Origin of the sequence: Flintibacter hominis, assembly GCF_014287965.1 — a bacterium.
In the GTDB taxonomy this organism is placed as follows: domain Bacteria; phylum Bacillota; class Clostridia; order Oscillospirales; family Oscillospiraceae; genus Lawsonibacter; species Lawsonibacter aceti.
Genome location: NZ_JACOPO010000009.1, coordinates 15,544 through 39,756 on the forward strand (window position 1 = coordinate 15,544; position 24,213 = coordinate 39,756).

Consider the following 24,213-nt stretch of genomic DNA (forward strand, 5'->3'; position numbering starts at 1 on the left):
TATATTCACCCAGAAGGAGGGGGAAACTGAAGAAATAGCGGAGCGAAGAACCGGAAGTGGTCCGGCCGCGCGCCGCGGTGACTTACACTGACAGGAGGTACATCGCCATGTCCCATACCCCCAATGTCCCCATGGACGACGCCCATCTGACCAAATACGCCGTCAACGCCGCCCGGGAGCTGAAGCCGCGGGGGAAGGTGCCGGTCCGACGGCTGGTCCGACGGTTGAAAAGGGATCTGTCCATCCTGAACCGGATTCAGGAGGAGCTGAGTGAATGGAGCCAGGGGAAAGCGGTCCTGCCGCCCAGTGTGGAGTGGCTGCTGGACAACCACTACCTGGCGGTGCGGGAGGGGGAGGAGGCCCTTCGGGCACTGAAGAAGGCCGGTCCGCTTCGTGGGGACGGACAGGGAGGGGCCCTGCTCCAACGCTGTGTCAGGGGAGGAGTGTGGGCGGTCCCTCACCTGGAACGGGAGCGTTTGACCTGGTATTTGAAAGCCTTTCAGACTGTTCAGCCGCTGACAGAACGGGAACTATCCCTGTTGGTCCCGGTCCTGGCGATAGAATTGATCCAGGAGCTGGCCCAGGAGGCCGGACAGTTGGAGGAGCTCCGGCAGGGGCGGACTGACCCTGGACGGCTGGAGCATCTCTTTTCTGCCCTGCGTGCGCTGGAGGGGGAGAATTGGGGCCCTCTGCTGGAGGAGATCAGCCGAGTGGAAGAGATTTTGACCCAGGACCCCTCAGGCCACTATCCCCACATGGACGACGACACCAGGCGGCGCTACCGCCAGCAGGTGTGCCGCCTGGCCAAAAAATTCCGCCTGGAGGAGAGCCAGACCGCCCGTAAGGCCCTGGAACTGGCCAAACGGGGGACGGGGGCTGCCAGACATATCGGCTGGTACCTGTACCGGCAGCCTCTGGGTCGGGAGAAGCGCCTTCCCTCCGGGCTGGGCTATGGGGGGGCGGTGGTTGGGCTGTCTCTGGCTTTGGCGGCGGGCCTGTGGGTGGCCGCTGGGAGCCTGTGGCTGTCCCTGCTCCTACTGCTTCCTCTGTCCGATATCGTGAAGAACGTCCTGGACTTTGGCCTGGTTCGGATAGTGCCTCCCCGGCCCGTCCCCAGGATGGAGTTGGAGGGAGGTATCCCAAGGGAGAATCGCACCCTTTGCGTGGTCGTGTCCCTGCTCACCGGGGAGGACAGCGGCCCCAAGCTGGCCGCCCTGCTGGAGCGATACCGGCTGGCCAACCGGGACAGCGGTCCAGAGCTGCGCTTCGGCATTCTGGCCGACCTGCCTGACGGCGCTGCCCCCATGGGAGAGGAGGGAGCTGCCTGGGTGACCAGCGCCCATAGAGCTATCCAAGCTCTCAATGAGAAATACGGCGGCGGTTTCTATCTCTTTTTCCGCCGGCCGGCCTTCAGTGCCCAGGACGAGAAGTATATGGGCTGGGAGAGAAAAAGGGGGGCCCTCACCGAACTGGTCCGTCTGCTGAAAAGGAAGCCGACCGGCCTGCGGACAGAGGTGGGGGAGGAGGACTGGCTGCGTGAGGTGACATATGTCATTACACTGGACGGCGACACCAGCCTGAACGTAGGCACCGCCCGTGAGATGGTGGGGGCTATGGCCCATCCCCTGAATCAGCCGGTAGTGGACGGACAGCGGCGGGTCGTCACTTCTGGACACGCCCTCTTCCAGCCGCGAGTGGCCGTGGAACTGGAGGCGGCCAACCGGTCCTTTTTCTCCCGTGTCTATGGTGGCCTGGGGGGCGTGGACCCCTATGGCTCCACAGCCAGCGACGTGTACCACGATCTCTTTGACCAGGGCACCTATACCGGAAAGGGAATTTTCCAGGTGGAGGCCTTCTTCACCTGCCTCGATGGCCGTTTTCCGGAGAACGCCATCCTGTCCCACGACCTGCTGGAGGGCAGCTACCTCCGGGCGGGCCTGCTGGGGGAGGTGGAGCTGACCGACGGCTGCCCCTATAAAGTGTACGGCTATTTTGCCCGGCTCCACCGATGGATCCGGGGGGACTGGCAGCTGCTGCCCTGGCTGAAAAACCAGGTCCCTGATGGCCAGGGTGGGACCGAGGACAATCCGCTGTCCCTTCTGGCCCGGTGGAAAATCTTTGACAATCTTCGCCGCTCTCTGTCTCCGGTGGGCACCCTGGCAGCCCTGGTGCTTGGCATCTGCTTTTCGGGCCGGGCTTTCGCCTGGGCGGGGGGCGTGGCGGTGTTGGCCGCCGCCTCCAACCTGCTGCTCTCCGGAGCGGAGCTGGCTGCCAGGCGGCGGAACGGTAAACACCGCCGCTACCATTCCACGGTCATCGCCGGGCTGGCGGGAGTCATCCTGCAGACCGCCCTCCAGCTGGTCCTTCTGCCATATCAGGCATATACCGCCGCCACCGCCGCCGCAACGGCCCTGTGGCGGATGGGCGTCACCAAGAGGGGCCTGCTGGCCTGGGTCACTGCCGCTCAGGCGGAAAAGGGGAGAGACGGCCTATGGTTCTACGGGAAAAAATGCTGGTTTTCCGTGGTCATAGGGGGTGCCGTGCTTCTTCTGGCCCAACTGCGCATCGGACGGCTGGTGGGCCTGGTGTGGCTGATGGCTCCAGCTCTGGCCTGGGCCATCAGCAAGCCCGGCAAAAAGGGCAAGGAGCTGCCCCCCACGGACCGGAGCTTTCTCCTCCACCAGGGGGCCCTCATCTGGGGATATTTTGACGCCTTCCTCCGGCAGGAGGACCACTTTCTCCCTCCGGACAACTGGCAGGAGCAGCCCAGCCAGGGACTGGCCCGACGGACCTCCCCCACCAACATCGGAATGGCTCTGCTGTCTGTTATGGCGGCGGCGGACCTGAAGCTGATCCCGCGGGAGCGGGGGATCGACCTCATTTCCCACATTCTGGATACGATAGAGGAGCTTGAGAAGTGGCGGGGACATCTGTACAACTGGTACGACACCGCCTCCCTCCGGCCCCTCCAGCCCCGGTATGTGTCCACAGTGGACAGCGGCAATCTCCGGGGCTGCCTCATCGCTTTGCGGGAGGGGCTGTACCAGTGGGGGGAGGATGTACTGGCCCGCCGGGCGGAGCGCCTGTCCGACGCTATGGACTGCGCTCCCCTCTATGACCGGGAGAGGAGGCTGTTCTCCATTGGATACGAGGCGGAGCGGGACCGGTTGACGCCGGGGTGGTATGACCTGATGGCCAGCGAGGCCCGTCAGACCAGCTTCATCTCCGTAGCCCGTGGAGAGGTCTCGCCCCGGCACTGGCGAAGGCTGGGCAGGATGATGCTGGGGGACAACGATTACAGCGGTATGGCCTCCTGGACGGGGACCATGTTCGAATACTTCATGCCCAACCTGCTGCTGCCCTGCGAGCCAAATTCCTTTATGTACGAATCCCTGTCCTTCTGCGTCTATGCCCAGAAGCGGCGGGGGAACAAGACCCATACTCCCTGGGGCATCTCGGAATCCGCCTTCTACGCCTTTGACCCCGGCATGAATTACCAGTACAAGGCCCACGGGGTCCAGGCCCTAGGGCTGAAGCGGGGGCTGGACTCCGAGCTGGTAGTCTCACCCTACTCCTCCTTCCTGGCCCTCCTGCTGGCTCCCCGAAGCGCCCTGCGCAACCTGCGGAGACTCCGGGATATGGGACTGGAGGGGCCCTATGGTCTATATGAGGCGGTGGACTATACCCCTGCCCGGATGACGGAGGGACAGGACCATGAGGTGGTCCGTTCCTATATGTCTCACCACTTGGGGATGAGCCTGATTGCCATTGACAACGCCCTCAACGACAATGTGATGCAGCGGCGGTTTATGAAGGACTGCGACATGGCCGCCTATCGGGAGCTGCTCCAGGAGCGGGTCCCTGTGGGGGCGCCTATCATGCGCCAGACGGAGCGGGACATCCCGGAAAAACTCAGGCCCGTCCAGGGCCCCGCTTTGGTGCGGGCAGGGCGGGAGTTTGGGCGTCTGGCGCCGGAGTGCCATCTGGTGTCTAATGGTAGCTGGTCGGTCCTGGCCTGTGACAACGGCCTTACCGCCTCCCGGATGGGGGACTGCCAGATCACCCTGGCCAAGCTCGGACAATACTATGCCCCGGCCGGAATATCCTTATTTTTCCAGGGGAGAGAGGGGATCTTCGGCCTGACCCCGGCCCCTCTGTACCAGAAGGGAGAATATAGCTGGGAGTTTCACAGCGCCGGAGCCGCCTGGACTTTTACCTGGGAAGGATTGGCCACCCGGACCACCCTGGCCGTCCCCCGGCGAGAAAACGGGGAGCTGCGTAGAGTAGAGCTATCCTGGACCGGGGAGGGGCGGCTGGAGGGCGAGCTGCTCGCCTATCTGGAGCCGGTACTGTGCCCACTGGCCGATTTTCAATCCCACCCCGCCTTCTCCCGCCTGTTTCTGGAGGGAGAGCTGGATGACCACGGCGTTCTCTTTCAGCGCCGTCCCAGGGGGGAGGAAAAGAGCCTGTCCCTGGCTGTCCTCTGGGAGGGGGAGGGGATCACAGCCTGTCTGGACCGGGCCTCTGCCCTTGGCAGGGGGGGGCTCAGGGCTCTGGGTGGCCGGAGGGCCGGTCCCCTGGAGCGGGGGGTGGGCACAGATCCCTGCCTGATGGTCCGCTTCCCGGTATTACTGGAGCCAGGGGAGCGGGCGGTGTTCGCCCTGGCACTGGGAGCTGGAGATACCCCGGCTGCGGCCTCCACGGGAGCAAGGAACATCCTGAGAGGACAGGCGGGGGAGGCAGCCTCTCTGGCTCCTTTGGCGAGAAAGCTATCCCTGACAGAGCGGCAGGGGATAGAGGCGTTCCAACTGCTGTCCCGGCTGTCCGCGGCAGAGGAGCCGGGGGAACGGCCGCCAAAGAGCGCCCTGTGGCCCTATGGAATCTCGGGGGACTTGCCCTTGGCGGTGGGTCCAGTGACCGAGGGGGAGGGGCGAGAACAGGCTGTCCTCTGGTGCCGGTGGCACCAGCTCCTGACCCGTTCTGGATATCCCTTTGACCTGGTCCTGCTGGTGGAAGAGGGGGGCGACTATCGCCGCCCCCTGCGTACTGCTCTAACCGAGGAACTGAAGACGCTGGGGGCCGAATCGGCTCTGGGGGCGAAGGGGGGAATCCACCTGGCGGACAGCGGAGCGGCCCCTGCCGCTCTGGCTTGGGCCAGGGTGATCCTCCCTATGGGACCGGGAGAGCAGAGAGAGGAAAAACTCTCCCCCGCCACCCCGGTCCGCCTCTCCCTGGCCCAGCCGGAATGGAGGGCGGGGGAGGAGGAGACCGTCCTCATCCGGACAGGGAAGGCGCTCCCTCCAGTGGGCTGGAGCCAGGTGTTATGTAATTCTCAATTCGGATGGCTCACCGATGAGACAGGAAACGGGCTGCTCTGGACAGGGGGAAATTCCAGGGAAGGAAAACTGACTCCATGGAGCAATGACCCTCTGGCAATCGGTGGACCGGAAAAAATTATGGTAAGCTTAGAGGAGAAGGAGTGGTCTGTCTTTGCTGATGGCGACGGCTGTCCCTGTACGGTCACCTACGGACCGGGCTTTGCACGGTGGGAAAAGCAGATGGGGACAGGACGGCTGGTAACAGAGGCGTTTGTACCTCTCATCGGGACAAAGCGGATCCTGACCTTCACCCTGGCAGGAACAAGCGGGACACTCTCCTACCGCATGGGAGAGGGGGAGCCCATGGCCCGCCCTCTTGCCCAGGGACTGCCTTTGACTCTGGTCACAGAGCCGGGACACAGAGGGCTGGAATCCCGGTTTTCCACTAAGCGGTATTTGGATTTGAGGGGCGAGACCCTGACATGGTGGAGGGAGCGGGTGTCCTCCCTTACCTTGTCCACCCCGGACCGGGCGCTGGACCACTACCTCAACGGCTGGTGCCTGTACCAGGTGACTGCCTGCCGACTGATGGCGCGGACCTCCCAGTACCAGAACGGCGGCGCCTTCGGCTTCCGGGACCAGCTTCAGGATGTGGCTGCGCTCCTGTATACCTGGCCTCAGCGCGCCAGAGAACAGCTGCTGTTGGCCGCCTCCCGTCAGTTTGAGGAGGGGGATGTCCAGCACTGGTGGCACCCGCCGGCAGGGGCCGGTGTACGGACCCGCATCTCGGACGACTTGCTGTGGCTGCCCTGGGTGCTGTGCCGCTACTGCTCTGTCACCGGGGATTGGGAGGTACTGAAGGAGCAGGTCCCCTATCTGACATCCAGGCCCCTGGAGCCCAAAGAGATGGAGCGGTATGAGATCCCTCAAGTCAGCTCCAAGACAGATACCCTTTACCACCACGCCCTATCTGCTATCCAGTGCGTCCTGGACCGGGGAACCGGGTCCCATGGACTGGCACGGATGGGCGGCGGGGATTGGAACGACGGCATGAACCGGGTTGGGGCCGCCGGAAGGGGTGAGTCGGTGTGGCTTACCTGGTTCCTGACTATGGTGCTTCAGGATTTTGCCCCCCTCTGCCAGCGAAGCGGGGAGGAGGAGCTGGCCCAGGAGCTGCTGGCCCAGGGAGAGAAGTACCTGGCGGCGGCCCAGGCGGCCTGGGACGGGAACTGGTACCGCCGGGGCTACTATGACGATGGGACTCCCCTGGGCAGCCGGGAGAGCGATCAGTGTCAGATCGACTCCATCGCCCAGTCCTTCTCCGTACTGCCCCAGAGAGCGGACCGGGAGAGGGCGGACCGGGCGGTGTCCGCCGCGCTGACCCGGCTCTTTGACCGGGAGCGACAGGTGGTCCGTCTCTTTGATCCTCCTTTCGACGGAAAAGGACGAAAGGACCCCGGCTATATCAAAGGCTACCCGGCCGGTGTGCGGGAAAATGGCGGGCAGTATACCCACGGCGCGGTCTGGCTGGCCATGGCCTGCTTCCGTCTGGGAAGGGCAGGGGAAGGCTGGGAGGTGCTGCGGGCGCTGCTGCCTGCCTGCCACGCGACGGAGGGATACCGGGCGGAGCCCTATGTTTTGGCTGCCGACGTATCCTACGCGACCGGCCGAGAAGGACAGGGAGGCTGGAGCTGGTATACCGGGGCGGCGGGCTGGTACTGGCAGGTGGCGGTCCAGGAGCTGCTTGGACTAAAGGTCAAGGAGGGACGTCTGCGGGTACAGCCCAGACTGCCATCCGACTGGCCGGGCTATCAGGCGGAGTGGCGGCTGGAGCGTGGTACGCTGCTGATCCGGGTTGAGCGGGGAGAGGCTGATGCGGCCCTGCTGGACGGACAGCCTGTGGACGAGGTGGCGCTGAAGGAACTGGAGGGAGAGCATCACCTGAGGGTGGTCATCCCCTGAGCTTGGAACAGCGGTTCCAGGGCGGGGCCCTCTGGAGGGAGCGTGGGAAAAACAGGCTCGATTAGCCATGGAGAGAGCTCCGAACCTGTTCACAGCTCTTTACTTTCCCTGCCAAATCGTGGTATGATATCCAAGCTGAGAAAAAAGGGTTCGTCCCTTTTTACTATCCGGAGAAAGGAACTGTTTTATGTCTGAAACGACTCGCCGGGAGCTCTTTCCCGGTGTGTGGCTGCGTACGGTCCACACCGACAAATTCAAAAGCTCCTATCTTTCTATCACTCTGCTGGCTCCCCTGGACCGGGACACGGCGGCGGCTAACGCCCTGATTCCCTATGTCCTCCGCCGTGGCACGGCCGCCCACCCGGACATGGAGACCCTGTCCGCGGCTCTGGACGAGCTGTACGGAGGCGCCATTGAGCCGCTGGTCCGCAAAAAAGGAGAGACCCAGTGTGTGGGCTTTGTGGCCAGCTTTCTGGACGACGCCTACGCCCTGGAGGGAGAAAAGATTTTGGAGTCTGCAGCCGCCCTTCTGGGGGAGATGCTGCTCTCTCCCTACACCCAGGACGGCTGCTTCTGCTCCGAGTATACGGACCAGGAGAAGAACAACCTGACCGACCGGATCCGGAGCCAGATCAATGACAAGCGGACCTATGCCACTTACCGCCTTACTCAGCTTATGTGCGGAGAGGAGGCCTTTGGGGTGGACAAGCTGGGGGATGAGGAGAGCGTAGCGGCCATCACCCCTGACTCCCTTTGGCGGCGCTATCAGGAGCTGCTGAAGGGGGCGGCCATTGAGGTCTACTACTGCGGCTCCGCCCAGCCCGAGCGGGCGGAGGGGGCCCTGCGTACCGCTCTGGCTGCCCTTCCGATAAGCGGAGAGCGCCTGGACCCGGATTGCGAGGTACGCGTCACGGCCGGACCCCAGCCCCAGGTGGTGGAGGAGGCCATGGACGTAAGCCAGGGCAAGCTGGCCCTGGGCTTCCGCACCGGAGGCGTTACCTGCTGGGAGGAGGACTACCCCGCCCTGACCATGTTCAATGCCATCTTTGGCGGGACTACTCTGTCCAAGCTCTTTATGAACGTCCGGGAGAAGCTGTCCCTGTGCTATTACGCCAGCTCTATGCTGGAGAAGATGAAGGGGCTGGTCCTGGTGTCCTCTGGTATCGAGTTTGACAAATACCAGACGGCCAAGGACGAGATCCTGTCCCAACTGGAGGCCATCCGCCGGGGCGAGATTGAGGACTGGGAGCTGGAGGGAGCCAGGCGCACCCTGATCGGCGGCCACTTGGCCACGTTGGACGACCAGGGCCGGCAGGAGGAGTTCTGGCTGGGCCAGGCCGCCGCCGGCCTGGATACCACCATCCCGGAGCTGACCGCCCAGTTTGAGGAGGTCACACGGGAGCAGGTGTCTGCCGTGGCCCGGAAGCTGGAGCTGGACACTGTATATTTCCTGAAGGGCAAGGAGGGTTGAGCCATGGAAAAGCTGGAATTTTCCCGGGTAGGGGAGCGGATGTACCACGAAAAGCTGGCCAACGGACTCAATGTGTTCGTATTCCCAAAGCCGGAATTTCAGAAGGGGTATGCCTTCTTTGCCACCAACTACGGCGGCATGGACATGAAATTCTGTCTGGACGGCCAGTGGCATCAGAGCCCGGCCGGTGTGGCCCACTTCCTTGAGCATAAGATGTTCGATACCAAGGAGGGCAACGCCCTCCAGGACCTGGCGGCCAACGGGGCCTCCCCCAACGCCTTTACCAGCTCTGCCATCACGGGCTACTACTTCGAGTCCACGGAGAAATTTGAGGAGAACCTGCGCATCCTCCTCTCCTTTGTTTCTGTCCCCTGGTTTACTCAGGAGAGCGTAGACAAGGAACAAGGTATCATCGGCCAGGAGATCGGCATGATCGAGGACGACCCGGACTGGAAGGTCTTTATGAACCTGATGGCCGCCCTGTACCAGCATCACCCCATCCGGGTGAGCGTGGCGGGCAGTGTGGAGTCCATCTCCCACATCACCGCCGACACCCTGTACGCCTGCCACAAGGCCTTCTACGATCCGGCCAACATGGTGCTGTGCGTGGCGGGCCCTGTGGAGGCGGAGCATATCTGCCAGGTGGCCCGGGAGATCCTGCCCAGGCAGGCGGGCTCAATCGCCGCCAAGGACTATGGGGAGAAGGAGGCCGACCGTGTGGCCAAGTCCCTGGTGGAGGAGCGGATGGAGGTGTCCACCCCCATCTTCCAGCTGGGCTACAAGGGCGACGCCCCCCAGAGGGGCGAGAGTGGTCTGCGTCAGGAGCTGGTGGCCGAGCTGGCCCTGGAGGGCCTATTGGGCAACTCCACTCCGCTGTATTCCAAGCTGTACCGGGAGGGGCTCATCAATCAGAATTTCTCCTACGGGTATGAGTCTTATCCTGGCTGTTCCTTCCTGTGCGCCGGGGGGGAGTCCAAGGACCCGGAGGCGGTCCGAATGGCGGTGGCTGAGGAGGCCGGTCGCATCGGCCGGGAGGGCATTGACGGCAAGCTTTGGGAGCGGTTGAAGAAGGGCGTCTACGGCAACAAGGTCCGGGGCCTCAATTCCTTCGAAAACCTGTGTGTGGGTCAGGCTCGATCCTTCTTCGCCGGGGTGAACTTCCTCCAATTTGCGGACTTGTTCAGCTCCATCACCAAGGAGGAGGCGGAGGACCTGATCGGCCGCTGGGTCACGGAGGAGCGCGCGGCCCTGTCTGTGGTCCGTCCCAGAGAGGGGGGGCAGGCTTGATTAATACGGTGACCTTTCCAGGTCTGGGACTGGAATTTACCCTGAACAGAGTGGCGCTTACGGTACTGGGCCGGCCGATCTACTGGTACGGCATCATCATTGTGTCCGGCCTGATCCTGGCAGTCATCCTGTGCTCCCGGTGGGGAAAGCGATTCGGGATCAACGAGGACCAGATCCTGGATATGATGATCTTCGCTGTCCCGGCTGCCCTGGTAGCCATTCGGGCCTACTATGTGATATTCAACCTGAGTATCTTCCAAAATGCGGACGGCTCTCTGAACTGGGGAAAGATACTCAATTATGGCGATGGCGGGCTGGCCATCTATGGGGCCATCATTTCCTCGGTTATCGTACTGCTAATCTTCTGCCATGTGCGGAAGATCAGCTTCCTGGCCTTTGCCGATTTGGGGGTGCACGGCTTGTTTATCGGCCAGCTGGTAGGCCGCTGGGGCAACTTCATGAACGTGGAGGCATTTGGCGGCGTCACCACCCTGCCCTGGCGGATGTGCGGTCCATCCATTGCCGAGGATATGCTGCGGTGGGGCTATGTGGACCAGGCCGGCTACGAGGCCATCCTCAGCGGAACGCTGGGGGTACATCCTACCTTTTTTTATGAATCTGCCTGGAACTTTGTGGGGCTGATTTTGGTCTATCTGGTAGGCAGAAAGCGGAAGTTCGACGGACAGTGCTTCCTGTTCTATGTGTTCTGGTACGGGCTTGGCCGGGCCTGGATCGAGGGCCTGCGTACCGACAGCCTCTATTTCTTCGGCCTGGAGCTGTTTGGGGTGCCGATCCGTACCTCCCAGGCGCTGGCGGCTATCTCGGCTGTGGTGGCGGGAGCGGTCCTGCTGTTCCTGCTGCTGAAAAGGGGCCACAGCCCGGAAAAGCTGTATGTAAACCGTCTGGCGGCTCAACGGGTGGCCGGAGCAGCGGAACAGGAATGTCAGGGCCCAGACACCACCGAAGATGGAGACGAGGACAGCGAAGATACCACCCAGAAAGAGAAAAATGAGGAAGGCAGAGGAGAGGATTAACCGATGGCAGCGATCGTAATGGACGGAAAGGCTCTGGCCGCCAAGGTAAAGGAGCGGGTCCGCCGTCAGGTGGAACAGCTTGACATAAAGCCTGGGCTGGCTGTGGTGTTGGTTGGGGACGACCCCGCCTCCCGGGTCTATGTGAACGGAAAGAAAAAAGACTGCGGAGAGTGCGGAATTTACAGTGAGGAGTACGCCCTGCCGGGGGAGACCACCCAGAAAGAGCTGTTGGAGCTGGTGGCCGCCCTGAATGACAGAGAGGATATTGACGGGATACTGGTGCAGCTGCCTCTGCCCAGCCACCTGAATGAGAAGGAGGTGCTGCTGGCTGTCCGGCCGGATAAGGACGTGGACTGCTTCCACCCCTTCAATGTGGGACAGATGATGATCGGGGAGGAGGGCTTCAAGCCCTGCACCCCAGCTGGTGTTATGGAACTTCTGCAGGAGTATGGGATCGACCCGGCAGGGAAGCACTGTGTCATTGTGGGCCGGTCCAATATCGTAGGGAAGCCCCAGGCCATGCTGATGGTCCAAAAGAATGCCACTGTCACCATCTGTCACACCCGGACCAGGAATCTAAAAGAGATGTGCCTCCAGGCAGATATTTTGGTAGCTGCCGCCGGACGGGTCGGCCTGATTTCCGCGGATATGGTGAAGGAGGGGGCCGTTGTCATCGACGTGGCCATGAACCGCAATGAACAGGGGAAGCTGTGCGGCGATGTGGACTATGGCTCAATAGTTGACAAGGCGTCTTACATTACACCTGTTCCGGGCGGGGTAGGCCCGATGACCAGGGCTATGCTGATGGAAAATACCCTGTATGCGGCCAGACAGCATGGAAAATAAATAGATAGGTCAATCAATATAGTAAAGAGAGGATTGGGCGCAAATCTATACAAATTTGCGCCCAATCCTTTCGCCTGATTTCTTCTGTTGAGCTTCTCTGAATGATAAAGCGGGTGTTTCAGGCATTTCTCACTGCGTCAAGGGATTGAAGAAGACATATCTTTTGGTGCCAACAGAATGACCATTTGAAAAAGGAATAGTCAGCTAGAGGCTAAGACAGTCTTGCATTTTTGCCTTAAAACAAATATAATAAAACATACTTCCTGGTGCTTTTGGGGAGCCCGTGGGCGTAGGACATACTTATGAGCATCCATGAAAGAAAATTGGGAACAAATACACAAGATAGCAGATCATCGATGAGATTTTTAATGCGCGGTGAGAACCGGAATTTCGCTTCATACGGCAGTTGGATTGGATGAAATATCCGATTCGATTGGCGATTCATTGAGCAACTAAAAAGAAACATGGAAACAACACTGACAGGAGAAAGAAGGAGTAACTATGACAGCCCAGGAAAAAAAGCAGTTAGAGATGATGGCCTGTAAAGTGCGCATGGGCGTGATTGAGGGGACACACAGCGCGAAGGCGGGTCACCCCGGCGGCAGCTTGTCCGCCGCGGACCTGTTCACATTTCTCTATTTTAAAGAGTTGAGGGTAGACCCAAATAGGCCAGGCTGGGAGGATCGGGACCGATTTGTGCTCTCAAAAGGACATACGGCGCCGGGGCTGTACGCGGCTTTGGCGAACAGAGGCTTTTTCCCAGTGGAGGATCTTTTGACGCTCCGGCACATTGGCAGCTATCTTCAAGGCCATCCAAATATGAATGAAACTCCAGGTGTAGATATGTCTACTGGCTCTCTGGGGCAGGGAATATCCGCAGCTGCGGGGATGGCTCTGGCAGCGAAATATCAGGGCAAGAGCTGCCGGGTATACGCTCTGCTGGGCGACGGCGAGATCCAAGAAGGGGAAGTCTGGGAGGCTATGATGTTCGCTCATCACTATAAGCTGGACAACCTCTGTGTCATTATCGATAACAACGGATTGCAGATTGACGGAAATGTCGCGGATGTGATGAACCCCTATCCGATTGTTGATAAACTGCGCGCCTTTGGCATAGAGACCATGGAAATAGATGGACACGACTTTGAGCAGATTGAAGCGGCTTTTTATATGGCCAGAGTGACCAAAGGCAGACCTTTTGCCATTGTGATGAAAACGGTCAAAGGGAAAGGTGTCAGTTATATGGAGAATCAGGTCGGCTGGCACGGAAAAGCCCCGAATGATGAGGAATATGAGATTGCCATGAGGGAATTGTCAGCCCATCTGGCAGAAGTGGAGGCGATGTAAAATGGCGGATATCAAAAAAATCGCGACCCGCGACAGTTATGGACGTGCTTTGAAAGAATTAGCTGCTCAACATAAGGACCTGATTGTGTTTGACGCCGATTTGGCAGGGGCGACCAAAACAAATGTCTTTCAAAAAGAATATCCTGACCGTCATTTCGATTGTGGGATCGCGGAGGGAAATATGATGGCGGCCGCGGCAGGGGCTGCGGCTATGGGACTGGTGCCCTTTGCCTCCACCTTTGCCATGTTCGCCGCTGGAAGGGCTTTTGAGCAGATCCGGAACTCAATCGGCTATCCCCATTTAAATGTGAAGATCGGCGCTACCCACGGGGGAATTTCGGTAGGAGAGGACGGGGCGTCACATCAGTGCTGTGAGGATTTCGCGCTGATGCGCTCCATCCCAGGAATGGTTGTCCTCTGCCCTTCTGACGATGTGGAGGCAAGGGCCGCTGTTAAGGCTGCTTATGAGCATCAAGGGCCGGTTTACCTGCGTTTTGGCAGACTGGCTGTGCCTGTATTCCATGATGAGGATACGTTTACATTCCAGATTGGCAAGGGCGAGATGATTCAGGACGGAACTGATGTAGCGATCCTCTCGACCGGTTTGATGGTCAATGAAGCGGCTGAGGCGGGAAGAATCTTGAAAGAATCAGGGATCAGTGCCCGTGTGATCAATCTCTGCACTATCAAACCACTGGATGAAGAAATCGTCCTGGCCGCAGCCAGGGACTGCGGCAAAATAATCACCTGTGAAGAACACAGTGTGATTGGCGGATTGGGTGAGGCCGTATGCGCGCTGCTCAGTGAAAAGCATCCTACTCCAGTAAAGCGCATAGGTGTAAATGACGAATTTGGACACTCTGGCCCCGCCGCTGCTCTGCTGAAGGAGGCTGGCCTGTCCGCGGAGCATATTGTCGAGGTGGCGAAGGAATTTTGTAACTGACGCACGGCTGTCCGTGCGGCGAAAGAAGTATTTAGAATCTTTACAAAGAACTTTATACGAAAAATACCTCTGTCCAGATTTCAGTATGGGACAGAGGTATTTTTGTTAGAGAACTTCTTTTCCTTTACACTGCTATGGGACTATGCCGGAAAGGAAGCATCCTGATACCCTCACTGTTTCATAGAAAAAGGAGAGAGAATTTTTTTCAGCATCAGTCCTAGGATGCTGATTCGTCAAAGAAGAAAAAAATATCTTCCACGGTAGTATCAAATACCTTGGCGATGTCCATGGCCAACTTTAGGGAGGGGTTATACCTGCCGTTTTCCAGATTGCCTATGGTCTCCCGGCGTACCCCCACCTTCCGGGCCAGATCTTCCTGACTAAGTCTGTCACGGGCCCGCAATTCCCGGATGCGTGTTTTCAGGCTCATTCCAATCCTCCCGCCTCTCTCCACTCCAACCAGCTGTGGTACAGACAGAAGAAGATGACACCGGCGGCCCAACTGATCCCGAGGGCCTGGGGCATGGGATTTGCCTGGGGAGCCAGGAAATGGAATAGAAACAGGCAGGGCCAGATCAGCGCGAACTGAAGCAGGAAGGCGCCAGTGGCCGCTTTACGGACAGAGAGTAAGAACAACTCGTCAGGGTTGACCCACAGGTATCGAAGAAAAACCAAAAAACCGAGAAAACAGAGATAGTCGCGCTCTCCGGTGGGGAAATAGAGCAGGCTGGCTAGCGCGGGAAGGGCGGCCAATGAGAGATAGTTGAATGGATGTTTCATATACTCCTCCTGTACATCAGTGATGTATTGTTATGTGATATATTTTTATCATATGTGCGAAATATATCATATAAAAATAAAAATGTCAAGGAGAAAAATTCAGTTTCCCACTGGTATGCAGCTTGAGAGTCCCTAGGATGAGAGAGGAAAATATTTTACTGGTCATATCCCAGGGCCTGTCCTCATAGGATAAGGCAAAGGTCGGTGGAAAAGAATGGAACAAATGATACGAGAACAGGCATATCGGCAGGTTGTGGGCGTTCTGCCGCCCAGGCTGCGGCAGGAGGCATTCTCCCTCCCGCTCCAAGATCAATGCCGAGCGGAGGAACTGCGGCTCCGGGTGGGACAGCCCATGTCGGCGGTATTTCCAGAGGGAGAGAGGCCGCTAGGCGGGGAACCGGTGCGAGCGGGTGAGCTGGAGCAGCTGGTGGAGATTGCCAGCAGGGCCTCGGTTCATGCCGTACTGGACCAACTCAGACGAGGATACTTGACGGTGGAAGGGGGGCATCGGATCGGCCTGTGTGGCACCGCTGTTCTGCGGGAGGGAGAAATTCACAGCTTGCGGCAGCTTTCCTCGGCGGTCATCCGTGTGGCGCGACAGGTGAGGAATGCCTCTGACCCGGTCTTGGGCAGGCTGTGCCCAGGCGGGAAGCTAGTCAGTACGCTGATTCTGGCTCCGCCGGGGGCCGGAAAGACTACGCTCCTCCGGGACTTAGTCCGCCGGGTGTCGGACGGAGATGGTTGCCAACCGCGGCGCGTATCCTTGATGGACGAGCGTGGGGAAGTGGCAGCCCTTTACAGCGGCTGTCCTCAGCTGGATGTAGGCTCCAGAACTGATGTAATGGAGGGGTGTCCAAAGGCGCGGGGGCTTATGCTTCTGATGCGGGCGATGAATCCCCAGGTGCTGGCTGTAGATGAGATTACGGCGCCAGAGGATGTTGCCGCCCTGAGAACCGCGGCTGGCTGCGGAGTTACGTTGCTGGCCACGGCCCATGGGAACAGCCGGGAAGACCTGGAGCGGCGCCCCCTGTACCGGGCGTTGATGGAAGCAGGTATCTTTCAAAAGCTGCTCCTCATCCGACGGGAGGGCGCTGGAAGGAGCTATCAAATAGAGGAGTTGGGATGAATGATAAGACTTTTAGGTGCCACCCTGCTGGCCGCCGGATGTGCTTGGATTGGGTTTCGCGCCTCCTGGGAGATGCGGGCCAGAGGAAGGGCCATGGGAGAAGTGGCGGAGGGACTGGAACTGCTGGAACGGGAGCTGGAGCTGGGGGGAGCCCCCCTGCCCCATCTGGTGGATGACCTGTCAGGCCGGACAAGGGGACAGGCCAGACTGCTTTTTCAGGATCTCCGGCAGGCGCTGGAGCATCTGGATCAGGAGGGGCTGTCCAGGTCCTGGCCCACTCTGATAGACCGCCGGAGGGAGCTGGGAGAGAGTGGGCGGGCCTGCCTCTATCCCCTGGGCGAGCTGCTTGGGCGCTATGACAGCCAGGCCCAGATACAGGGTATCTCCGCTGCCCGCCGCCATTTGGAGGAAGAACGGGAGAAGGATGCGGAAGAGAGCCGGCGGCAGGGCAGGGTGTGTCAGGCCCTTGGGCTGACGGGTGGAGCATTTTTGGTCATCCTGCTGATCTGATCTTGACACGAAAGAGGGGTTCGCATTGGACGTAGATCTAATTTTTAAGATCGCCGCGATTGGGATCGTGGTGGCGGTACTCAACCAGGTTCTGAGCCGGGCTGGCCGGGACGAACAGGCTATGATGACCACCTTAGCCGCCCTGGTGGTGGTCCTGATGATGGTGGTCCAGGAGATCGCCAGCCTGTTCGACATGGTAAAGACCCTGTTCCGCCTCTGATATGGACCTGATGGTCAAGGTGGCGGCGGGGGCCATCACGGCTGCGGTGCTGGGAGTAGTCCTGCGGAAAAACACCCCTGAGCTGGCTCTGCTGCTGGCCCTGGCGGCCGGGCTGTGGATGGTCGCCCTGGTTGCGGACGGCTTGGGGGCAGTTGTGGCCCTGATGGAGGAGCTCACCAGTCTGGCCGGCCTGTCGGAGGAGCTGCTGGAGCCAGTGGTCAAGACAGTGGCCCTGTCTATCCTGACACGTCTGACCGCGGAGGTATGCAAGTCAGCCGGTGAGGGAGGGGTGGCTGCCTTTGTGGAGACGGCTGGAACAGTCCTGGCCCTGGTGGTGGCCCTGCCGCTCGTCCGAGCGGTGGTACTGATGATGACGGAGATGCTAAAATGAAAAAGTTTTGTATCCTGCTGCTGGCCCTCCTATTGAGTGCTCCGCTTTGTTTCGCCCAGGAGGCGGAGGTGCCGGGAATGGACGAGCTGTGGGACCAGGTGGAGAGCTACGGCGTGGAGGCGGATGGGGGATTGGACCAGGGCTTGTCCAATCTTTTTTCCGACGCTCTGGACCAAATCGGCTCCTTGCTCCGGACCAGCATTGCCACAGGGCTGAAGCTGCTGGCGGTGGTCCTGCTGTGCGCCATGGCAGAGGGGGCCGCCCAGGGCAAGAGTGAGGGACTCCAGGCGGTGGAGATCGCCGGGGCGCTAGCTATCACCGCACTTACCATGACAGATATGGCAGTCATGATCGGGATGGGGCGTGACACCATCGGCCGGATGGGAACCTTTTCTGAAACCCTGCTCCCGGTGATGGCTGTACTCACCGCCGCCACCGGAGGGGTGACGGGAGGAGCAGTCAGACAGGGAGCCACAGTCCTGTTTTCCCAGCTTCTCATCACCGCCATGGACCGGCTCCTGATCCCTATGGTATATGCCTACGTGGCGGCTAGCTGTGCCCATGCGGCGGTGGGTAATCCCGGACTGAAAAAACTGGCGGGGCTGCTGAAGGGGGCCGCTTCTTTCCTGTTGACGGCCTTCCTCCTGGCCTTTGTGGGCTATCTGACCGCCAGCGGAGCTATCGCCGGAACGGTAGACGCCTCGGCGGTCAAAGCGGCCAAGCTGGCTATCTCCAGAGCTATTCCAGTGGTGGGGGGAATTCTGGCCGACGCCTCGGAAACTGTGCTGGCCGGGGCGGGTGTGCTGAAAGGGACGGTTGGGGTGGTTGGGATGTTGGTGGTGCTGGCCATCTGTCTGACTCCTTTCCTGCGGCTGGCCCTGCAATACCTGATCTATAAGGCCACGGCGGCCCTGTGCGCCACTGTGGCACAGCCCAGGCTGAGTCAGTTGATCGACGCCATCGGCGGCGCGTTCGGCCTAGTGCTGGGGATGACCGGCGCGGCGGCTCTGGTGCTGCTGGTCAGCTTGGTGTCTGCTATTATGGCGGTGATCCCATGATGGCCGGGGTCGGGAGCTGGCTGCTGTCTATCACGGGGGCCTCTGTCCTCTGCGCCCTGGCTGACGGCCTAATGCCCGCCGGACCAGTGAGGCGGGTGGGACGGCTGGTCTGCGGCCTGATGTTGCTGGCGGTCATCCTCGCCCCTCTGGCCCAACTGGATCTGGAAGGGGGGCAGCGTTGGCTGGAGGAATATCACCTGGGCCTGGAGGATAGAACACAGGAATTGGAGCGGCAGGTGGATGAGCAGATGAAAACGATCATAGAGCAGGAATATGCCGCATATATTGTGGACAAGGCGGCAGAACTTGGACTGACCTGCACCGCCCGGGTATCCTGCCGGGCAGGGGAGGAGGGGCTGTTCCTACCGGAGCGGGCGGAAGTATCCGGCTTTCTGACAGAAGGGGAGCGGGAGCGGCTGTCCCTGGTGATCCAGGAGGACCTGGGCATCCCGGAGGAGGAGCAGGCTTATGTTGAGGAGGGGGAACTGCCGTGAAGCTGGATTGGCCGAAATTGGCTCTGAGGTGGAAGGAGGCGCTGGGAAAATATAAATATGTGCTGCTGGTTATCGGGCTTGGGGTGGTGCTGATGGCCCTGCCCACGACAGGCCAGAGAGACAAAGGCCAGGAGGGGGCCCAGGCTCCTGCTGAGGGCTTTGATCTGGAGGCCTTCGAGGAGAAGATGGAGCGGGCTCTTTCCCAAGTGGAGGGGGCTGGAGAGGTCCGGGTGGTACTGACGCTGGACAGCGACGGCCGCCAGATATTGGCCCAGGACCAGGAGCGGGACCGGGAAGGGGGAGGTTCCTCTACCACAGTTACCGTGGGGCGGGGCTCCGGACAGCAGGAAGTAGTCCCTCTCCAAACACTGGCTCCGGAGTTTCGGGGGGCGCTGGTGGTCTGTCCCGGCGGGGGAGATCCCCGAATCCAGCTGAGGCTGCTGGAGGCAGTGTCCGCTTTGACGGGACTGGGCACGGACCGGATATCCATTTGTCAGGGAAATACTTAATTTATATCAGGGAGGAATCGACATGAGAACGGGTAAGAAGGGGACCGGCTGGTCCCAGCTGTGGAAGCGCAATGCGGTGGTGGCGGCCATTGCCCTATTCGTGTGCGCGGCGGTCTATTTGAACTGGAACTATGAGCAGGAGGCCCAGGCGGGCAAGACGCTGGGCCAGTCCACCATGGTAGGCGGAGAGACAGAGGATCCTCTGCTGTCCAATGGAAGCGGGACCGCCGATGTGGGCGGGACGGCCAGTGATACAGGGACAGCGTCAGCCTCCAGCGACTACTTTGCCACAGCCCGGCTCAACCGGCAGCAGGCCAGGGACAGCGCCCTGTCCCTTCTTCAGGACGCCGCCGCCCGTGAGGATGCCGATGAAACGGTAAAAGAGCAGGTCAACGAGACTATTCAGACCATGGCCGATTACACGGTGACGGAAGCTCAAATTGAAAATCTGGTGGTGGCAAAGGGCTATACAGACTGTGTAGCCTTTATTGGAGAGAACTCTCTGTCGCTGGCTGTTTCCGCGCCGGAGGGCGGATTGGTGGAGGCAGATACCGCCAAGATCGTGGACGTGGTCAACCAGGCAGCCGGTTTTACCGCCGATCAGATCAAGATTATCGAGGTGGAGTGACAAGGCGCGGGAAAGTTTTCAGACCGCAGTTGTCAAACGGAGAGAACTGTGTTACAATAAGCACGAAGTAAGGAGGACGCTTGGGGGCGTCCGGCTTCTCTGATGAAAACTGCGATCTAAGGAGCGTGGCAAACCATGAGTGAGAATAAAGAGTACGTTTCCCGCTCGGATGAGCTGGGCAATATCCATATCTCCGAGGAGGTGCTGGCTGCCATCACCGCCGCTGCCGCTCTGGATGTGGAGGGGGTCAGCGGTCTGGCCGCCAATCTGGGCAGTGATATCGCCGAGCTACTGGGCAAAAAGAACCTGGCTAAGGGCGTGCATGTCAGGATGGAGGACGATAAAGTGGAAGTGGAGCTGTCCGTCCTGATGGGCTATGGACACACCATCCCTGAGATTGGAAGGGCCATCCAGGATGGTGTCAAGAGTGCCATTGAATCGATGACCGGCTTAGAGGTTTCAGTGGTCAATGTGTCGGTGGCTGGGATCACATTCCCGCCGAAAGCTTGAATCAAACTGTGAAGCCTCTGGCAATGCCAGAGGCTTTTCCGTATTTATGGCAAACCGGGAAAAGAAGGGGCCCGTGGTAAATACCACGGGCCCCTATCATTTAAAGGTCACAGACTCCTTACTTGACCATGGATGCGACCTCGGCAGCGAAGTCATCCTCGGCCTTTTCGATACCCTCGCCAGTAGCGAAGCGGGTGAAAGCCTTGACAGTGATCTTGCCGCCCAGCTGCTTGGCAATCTCGGCTACATGCTTCTCCACAGAAATCTTGTTCTCCTTGACAAAGGCCTGCTGCAGCAGGCAGTTTTCCTCGTAGTACTTGCCCAGCTTGCCCATCACGATGCCTTCCTTCACCTTGTCGGGCTTGGCGGCCATCTTGGGATCGTTGGCCATCAGAGCCAGCTGGATCTCCTTCTCCTTGTCCAGCACCTCCTGGGAAACGTCGGACTTGTCCAGGTAAGAGGGGTTCATAGCGCAAATCTGCATGGCGATGTCCTTGCCCAACTCAGTGACCTGCTGGGGCTCGATGCCCTCAACGGCCAGATTGACCAGCACACCGACCTTTCCGCCCATGTGGATATAGGGGACGTTGACGCCTTCAGCATAGCGGACGAAGCGGCGGATTTGGATGTTCTCGCCAATGGCCAGCACCTTGTCGGCGGTGACATCGGCCACGGTACGCTCAGTGCCGGGATAGCGGCAGGCCTTCAGAGCCTCCACATCGGCGGGAGCCTCCTCGGCCACCACCACGGCCAGGGCCATAACGAAATCCTTAAAGACGTCGTTCTTGGCCACAAAGTCGGTCTGGGAGTTGACCTCGATGATGACGCCTACACCCTTTTCCGTAACAACAGCGTAGGAAACACCCTCGGCGGCCACCTTGCCGGCCTTCTTGGTCTGGGCGGCGAGGCCCTTCTCACGCAGCCACTCGATGGCCTTGTCAAAATCGCCCTCAGACTCAGTCAGGGCCTTCTTGCAGTCCATCATGCCCACGCCGGTCATCTCGCGCAGCTTCTGTACGTCCTTTGCGGAAATAGCCATAATAAATTACCTCCATTTTATCTCAAGCCGGCCCACCGGCCCGGCTGTATGTCAAAATAAGAACAGCGCCCGCCCGCGCGGGCGGGCGCTGTGTGATGCGAATGGAATGTGTTTGCTTACTCAGCAGCGGTGGCCTCGGCCTCAGCGGCGGGAGCCTGGTCCTGGCCCTGCTTGCCCTCCTGGATGGCGTTGGCCATGACAGAGGAGATCAGCTTGATGGCGCGGATCGCGTCGTCATTGCCGGGGATGACATAGTCAATCTCGTCGGGGTCGCAGTTTGTGTCCACGATGGCGACGATGGGGATGTTCAGCTTGCGGGCCTCGTTGATGGCGTTGCGCTCCTTGCGGGGATCGACCACGAAGAGGGCGCCGGGCAGCTTCTTCATTTCGGTGACGCCGCCCAGGTACTTCTCCAGCTTGGCAATCTCGCCCAGGTGCTTCATAACTTCCTTCTTGGGCAGCATATCGAAGGTGCCGTCCTCCTGCATCTTCTTCAGCTGGTTCAGACGCTCCACGCGGCCGCGCATAGTCTTAAAATTGGTCAGCATACCGCCCAGCCAGCGGGCGTTTACCCAATACATGCCCACACGGCCGGCCTCTTCCTTGATGGCCTCCTGGGCTTGCTTCTTGGTGCCCACGAACAGCAGAGTCTCACCCTTTTCGCCCAGAGAACGGACGAAATTGTAGGCCTCCTCCAGCTTCTTCACAGTCTTCTGCAGGTCGATGATATAGATACCGTTGCGCTCGGTATAGATGTAGGTGGCCATCTTGGGATTCCACCGGCGGGTCTGGTGGCCGAAGTGAACGCCGGCCTCCAGCAGCTGCTTCATAGATACGACTGCCATAGTTTGTTTCCTCCTGTTTTTCAGTTCAATTCTTCTGGGGGCATCATATCCTCCGCCAACCCAACTTCTGGCTGGGCACCGGGCGAAAGATCCGCACTCCCACGCATAATGCCTTGGTAGTATACCATGGTTTTCATGGTTATGCAACAAAAAAATGAAAAAATCTGTAAAAATCAGATTATTCTTCGATTTCTGCTCCGCACGGGTGGGTAGGGGCCGCCTCGTGGGTCCGATCTGTCGTCACATAGGACCAGAACCGCCAGCCGCCAGAGAGGTGGGAGCACTGGAAACCGCGCTGGCCAAGCATACGGCAGGCCAAGTAGCTGCGCAGTCCGCTGTAACAGTTGACGTATACGGGTTTAGAGGGATCCAATTCTCCCATCCGATCCCGCAGCTCATCTACGGGAATGTTGACAGCGTCCGGACGGATGAGGCCCTGGACGGCCACTTCTTGGGGAGTGCGCACATCCAGCAGAGTGACAGAGCCATCCTTTGGAATGGACTCCACGTCCGACCAGTGGAATTGGGAAATGGCTCCATTCCGGAGGTTCTCAATGACATATCCAGCCATATTGACCGGATCTTTGGCGGAGGAATAGGGCGGGGCATAGGCGAGATCGAGCTCAGTTAGCTCGGCGGCGGTCATCCTGGCCCGGATGGCGGTGGCTAGCACATCGATCCTCTTATCCACACCGCCGAAGCCTACGATTTGGGCCCCCAGGACCCGACCGCTGGATGGGTCAAACAGGGTTTTGATGGTCATGTTTTCAGCGCCGGGGTAATAGGTAGCGTGGGAGGCGGAGTAGGTGACCGTCTTATCATAGGGGATGCCAGCGGCCTGGGCGGCCTTTTCGTTCAGACCGGTGGAGGCGGCCGTCATGTGGAACAGCTTGATGATAGAGGAGCCCTGTGCCCCGGCATAGCGGCTCTCCCGGCCACAGATGTGGTCGGCGGCGATGCGGCCCTGCCTGTTGGCCGGACCGGCCAGGGCAATCAGGGCCTTGCTGCCGGATACAAAGTGAGTCAGTTCCACAGCGTCACCTACGGCATAGATATCTGGGTCAGAGGTGACCATGTGCTCATTGACCACGATGGCGCCCTTGGCTCCAAGGGTCAGACCAGCCTCTCGTGCCAGGTCGGATTCTGGAGTGACACCGATGGCCAGCAGCACCAGGTCAGAGGGGATAGGGGCGCTGTCCTTTACTAGGGTGTAGAACTGCCCATCCATCTCCTGGAAACCCTGCACTCCGGCGTTCAGCCTCAGGTCCAGCCCCTGACCGCGGAGGTAGGAGTGGACCTCCTGGGCCATGTCCCAGTCAAGAGGTGGCAGAACCTGGCCGCTTCGCTGGAGTAGAGTAGTGGCAACCCCAGCGTGGAGTAGATTCTCAGCCCCCTCTAGCCCGATGAAACCACCCCCGACCACCACAGCGGAACGGGGACGGTGCGACTCGATGTAAGACCGGATGCGCAGGGTGTCCTCCACTGTGCGCAGAGTGAATACTCGGCAGTCGTCTACGCCCGGCAGATCGGGCTTGACCGCCCGCGCGCCGGGAGAGAGGATAAGCTTGTCATAGCCTTCCACATATTGTGTGCCGCTGGCCAAATCCAGGACTGTGATGGTATGGCTCTCCTGGTGGATGGCCAGAGCCTGGTGGCCCACCCGTACATCGATGTTGAACCGGGCGCGAAAGCTCTCCGGCGTTTGAAGGGTAAGGGCGTCCTGGGCTCGGATGACCCCTCCTACATAATAAGGAAGGCCACAGTTGGCATAGGATACATAGCCTGTGCGCTCCAGGATCACGATTTCCGCGGTCTCGTCCAGCCTGCGGAGCCGGGCGGCGGCGGTGGCCCCGCCGGCCACACCGCCGATGATTACAACTTTCATAATAAAACTC

21 protein-coding genes are annotated in these 24,213 nt (G+C 59.8%); 16 read left to right on the forward strand and 5 right to left on the reverse strand.

Going from position 1 to position 24,213, the window contains the following annotated elements:
- Positions 1 to 107: 107 nt before the first annotated feature.
- From H8S11_RS11605 to H8S11_RS11635, 7 genes are all read left to right on the forward strand, one after another.
- A complete protein-coding gene (locus H8S11_RS11605; protein WP_186853240.1) occupies positions 108 to 7,280 on the forward strand; it encodes a GH36-type glycosyl hydrolase domain-containing protein in 7,173 nt (2,390 codons plus the stop codon).
- A gap of 187 nt (positions 7,281 to 7,467) precedes the next feature.
- A complete protein-coding gene (gene yfmF / locus H8S11_RS11610) occupies positions 7,468 to 8,751 on the forward strand; it encodes an EF-P 5-aminopentanol modification-associated protein YfmF (protein ID WP_186853241.1) in 1,284 nt (427 codons plus the stop codon).
- A 3-nt stretch (positions 8,752 to 8,754) separates the two neighbouring features.
- The gene (yfmH, locus tag H8S11_RS11615) at positions 8,755 to 10,038 is read left to right on the forward strand and encodes an EF-P 5-aminopentanol modification-associated protein YfmH (protein ID WP_186853242.1); all 1,284 of its coding nucleotides are present in this window, start codon (positions 8,755 to 8,757) and stop codon (positions 10,036 to 10,038) included.
- Positions 10,035 to 11,072: a prolipoprotein diacylglyceryl transferase gene (lgt, locus tag H8S11_RS11620; RefSeq protein WP_186853243.1), complete on the forward strand. Its 1,038-nt coding sequence runs from the start codon at positions 10,035 to 10,037 to the stop codon at positions 11,070 to 11,072. The genes yfmH and lgt overlap by 4 nt, the downstream gene beginning before the upstream one ends.
- A 3-nt stretch (positions 11,073 to 11,075) precedes the next feature.
- A complete protein-coding gene (gene folD, locus H8S11_RS11625) occupies positions 11,076 to 11,918 on the forward strand; it encodes a bifunctional methylenetetrahydrofolate dehydrogenase/methenyltetrahydrofolate cyclohydrolase FolD (protein ID WP_186853244.1) in 843 nt (280 codons plus the stop codon).
- A 501-nt stretch (positions 11,919 to 12,419) separates the two neighbouring features.
- Complete coding sequence (locus tag H8S11_RS11630) at positions 12,420 to 13,265, forward strand: transketolase (protein ID WP_147571990.1); 846 nt, start codon at positions 12,420 to 12,422, stop codon at positions 13,263 to 13,265.
- A 1-nt stretch (position 13,266) separates the two neighbouring features.
- Positions 13,267 to 14,208 carry a transketolase family protein gene (locus H8S11_RS11635; RefSeq protein WP_147571989.1) on the forward strand — a complete coding sequence of 314 codons (942 nt, stop codon included), beginning with the start codon at positions 13,267 to 13,269 and terminating at the stop codon, positions 14,206 to 14,208.
- Between the two features lie 217 nt (positions 14,209 to 14,425).
- Here the strand turns inward: H8S11_RS11635 and H8S11_RS11640 are convergent, their stop codons facing one another.
- Both H8S11_RS11640 and H8S11_RS11645 read right to left on the reverse strand, forming a co-directional pair.
- On the reverse strand, positions 14,426 to 14,638 hold the full coding sequence (locus H8S11_RS11640; RefSeq protein ID WP_147571988.1) for a helix-turn-helix transcriptional regulator: 213 nt from the start codon (positions 14,636 to 14,638) through the stop codon (positions 14,426 to 14,428).
- Positions 14,635 to 14,988, reverse strand: coding sequence for a DUF3796 domain-containing protein (locus H8S11_RS11645; protein WP_147571987.1), 354 nt, complete (start codon positions 14,986 to 14,988; stop codon positions 14,635 to 14,637). The genes H8S11_RS11640 and H8S11_RS11645 overlap by 4 nt, the downstream gene beginning before the upstream one ends.
- Before the next feature lie 223 nt (positions 14,989 to 15,211).
- Here H8S11_RS11645 and H8S11_RS11650 point away from each other — a divergent pair, with 223 nt between their 5' ends.
- The 9 genes from H8S11_RS11650 to H8S11_RS11690 all read left to right on the forward strand — a co-directional run bounded on the left by H8S11_RS11650 (position 15,212) and on the right by H8S11_RS11690 (position 20,434).
- Positions 15,212 to 16,114 carry a stage III sporulation protein AB gene (locus H8S11_RS11650; RefSeq protein WP_243201042.1) on the forward strand — a complete coding sequence of 301 codons (903 nt, stop codon included), beginning with the start codon at positions 15,212 to 15,214 and terminating at the stop codon, positions 16,112 to 16,114.
- Entirely contained in the window at positions 16,115 to 16,624 is a 510-nt protein-coding gene (locus H8S11_RS11655; protein WP_147571985.1) for a stage III sporulation protein AB, read from the forward strand.
- 25 nt (positions 16,625 to 16,649) lie between these two features.
- The gene (gene spoIIIAC / locus H8S11_RS11660) at positions 16,650 to 16,844 is read left to right on the forward strand and encodes a stage III sporulation protein AC (RefSeq protein ID WP_147571984.1); all 195 of its coding nucleotides are present in this window, start codon (positions 16,650 to 16,652) and stop codon (positions 16,842 to 16,844) included.
- 1 nt (position 16,845) lies between these two features.
- Complete coding sequence (locus H8S11_RS11665) at positions 16,846 to 17,235, forward strand: SpoIIIAC/SpoIIIAD family protein (RefSeq protein WP_147571983.1); 390 nt, start codon at positions 16,846 to 16,848, stop codon at positions 17,233 to 17,235.
- Entirely contained in the window at positions 17,232 to 18,293 is a 1,062-nt protein-coding gene (locus H8S11_RS11670; RefSeq protein ID WP_186853246.1) for a stage III sporulation protein AE, read from the forward strand. Before H8S11_RS11665 ends, H8S11_RS11670 begins: the two co-directional genes overlap by 4 nt.
- Positions 18,290 to 18,787, forward strand: a complete 498-nt coding sequence (locus H8S11_RS11675) for a stage III sporulation protein AF (protein WP_186853247.1) — start codon at positions 18,290 to 18,292, stop codon at positions 18,785 to 18,787. The genes H8S11_RS11670 and H8S11_RS11675 overlap by 4 nt, the downstream gene beginning before the upstream one ends.
- Positions 18,784 to 19,296: a SpoIIIAG-related protein gene (locus H8S11_RS11680; RefSeq protein ID WP_147571980.1), complete on the forward strand. Its 513-nt coding sequence runs from the start codon at positions 18,784 to 18,786 to the stop codon at positions 19,294 to 19,296. The genes H8S11_RS11675 and H8S11_RS11680 overlap by 4 nt, the downstream gene beginning before the upstream one ends.
- Before the next feature lie 22 nt (positions 19,297 to 19,318).
- Entirely contained in the window at positions 19,319 to 19,924 is a 606-nt protein-coding gene (locus H8S11_RS11685; protein ID WP_147571979.1) for a SpoIIIAH-like family protein, read from the forward strand.
- Between the two features lie 135 nt (positions 19,925 to 20,059).
- Positions 20,060 to 20,434 carry an Asp23/Gls24 family envelope stress response protein gene (locus H8S11_RS11690; RefSeq protein WP_147571978.1) on the forward strand — a complete coding sequence of 125 codons (375 nt, stop codon included), beginning with the start codon at positions 20,060 to 20,062 and terminating at the stop codon, positions 20,432 to 20,434.
- A 118-nt stretch (positions 20,435 to 20,552) separates the two neighbouring features.
- Here H8S11_RS11690 and tsf read toward each other — a convergent pair whose 3' ends face one another.
- From tsf to H8S11_RS11705, 3 genes are all read right to left on the reverse strand, one after another.
- Positions 20,553 to 21,473 carry a translation elongation factor Ts gene (gene tsf / locus H8S11_RS11695; RefSeq protein ID WP_147571977.1) on the reverse strand — a complete coding sequence of 307 codons (921 nt, stop codon included), beginning with the start codon at positions 21,471 to 21,473 and terminating at the stop codon, positions 20,553 to 20,555.
- A gap of 116 nt (positions 21,474 to 21,589) precedes the next feature.
- On the reverse strand, positions 21,590 to 22,318 hold the full coding sequence (gene rpsB / locus H8S11_RS11700) for a 30S ribosomal protein S2 (protein WP_186853248.1): 729 nt from the start codon (positions 22,316 to 22,318) through the stop codon (positions 21,590 to 21,592).
- A gap of 178 nt (positions 22,319 to 22,496) precedes the next feature.
- Positions 22,497 to 24,203 (reverse strand): FAD-dependent oxidoreductase, encoded by a 1,707-nt coding sequence (locus tag H8S11_RS11705; RefSeq protein WP_186853249.1) that lies wholly within the window; start codon positions 24,201 to 24,203, stop codon positions 22,497 to 22,499.
- Positions 24,204 to 24,213 lie beyond the last annotated feature (10 nt).

Excerpts from the sequence above, each read along its gene's own strand:
- H8S11_RS11605 (WP_186853240.1), top strand. The coding sequence starts at position 108 with ATGTCCCATACCCCCAATGTCCCCATGGACGACGCCCATCTGACCAAA.
- yfmF (WP_186853241.1), top strand. The coding sequence starts at position 7,468 with ATGTCTGAAACGACTCGCCGGGAGCTCTTTCCCGGTGTGTGGCTGCGT.
- yfmH (WP_186853242.1), top strand. The coding sequence starts at position 8,755 with ATGGAAAAGCTGGAATTTTCCCGGGTAGGGGAGCGGATGTACCACGAA.
- folD (WP_186853244.1), top strand. The coding sequence starts at position 11,076 with ATGGCAGCGATCGTAATGGACGGAAAGGCTCTGGCCGCCAAGGTAAAG.
- H8S11_RS11630 (WP_147571990.1), top strand. The coding sequence starts at position 12,420 with ATGACAGCCCAGGAAAAAAAGCAGTTAGAGATGATGGCCTGTAAAGTG.
- H8S11_RS11635 (WP_147571989.1), top strand. The coding sequence starts at position 13,267 with ATGGCGGATATCAAAAAAATCGCGACCCGCGACAGTTATGGACGTGCT.
- H8S11_RS11640 (WP_147571988.1), bottom strand. The coding sequence starts at position 14,638 with ATGAGCCTGAAAACACGCATCCGGGAATTGCGGGCCCGTGACAGACTT.
- H8S11_RS11645 (WP_147571987.1), bottom strand. The coding sequence starts at position 14,988 with ATGAAACATCCATTCAACTATCTCTCATTGGCCGCCCTTCCCGCGCTA.
- H8S11_RS11650 (WP_243201042.1), top strand. The coding sequence starts at position 15,212 with ATGATACGAGAACAGGCATATCGGCAGGTTGTGGGCGTTCTGCCGCCC.
- H8S11_RS11655 (WP_147571985.1), top strand. The coding sequence starts at position 16,115 with ATGATAAGACTTTTAGGTGCCACCCTGCTGGCCGCCGGATGTGCTTGG.
- H8S11_RS11665 (WP_147571983.1), top strand. The coding sequence starts at position 16,846 with ATGGACCTGATGGTCAAGGTGGCGGCGGGGGCCATCACGGCTGCGGTG.
- H8S11_RS11670 (WP_186853246.1), top strand. The coding sequence starts at position 17,232 with ATGAAAAAGTTTTGTATCCTGCTGCTGGCCCTCCTATTGAGTGCTCCG.
- H8S11_RS11675 (WP_186853247.1), top strand. The coding sequence starts at position 18,290 with ATGATGGCCGGGGTCGGGAGCTGGCTGCTGTCTATCACGGGGGCCTCT.
- H8S11_RS11685 (WP_147571979.1), top strand. The coding sequence starts at position 19,319 with ATGAGAACGGGTAAGAAGGGGACCGGCTGGTCCCAGCTGTGGAAGCGC.
- H8S11_RS11690 (WP_147571978.1), top strand. The coding sequence starts at position 20,060 with ATGAGTGAGAATAAAGAGTACGTTTCCCGCTCGGATGAGCTGGGCAAT.
- tsf (WP_147571977.1), bottom strand. The coding sequence starts at position 21,473 with ATGGCTATTTCCGCAAAGGACGTACAGAAGCTGCGCGAGATGACCGGC.
- rpsB (WP_186853248.1), bottom strand. The coding sequence starts at position 22,318 with ATGGCAGTCGTATCTATGAAGCAGCTGCTGGAGGCCGGCGTTCACTTC.
- H8S11_RS11705 (WP_186853249.1), bottom strand. The coding sequence starts at position 24,203 with ATGAAAGTTGTAATCATCGGCGGTGTGGCCGGCGGGGCCACCGCCGCC.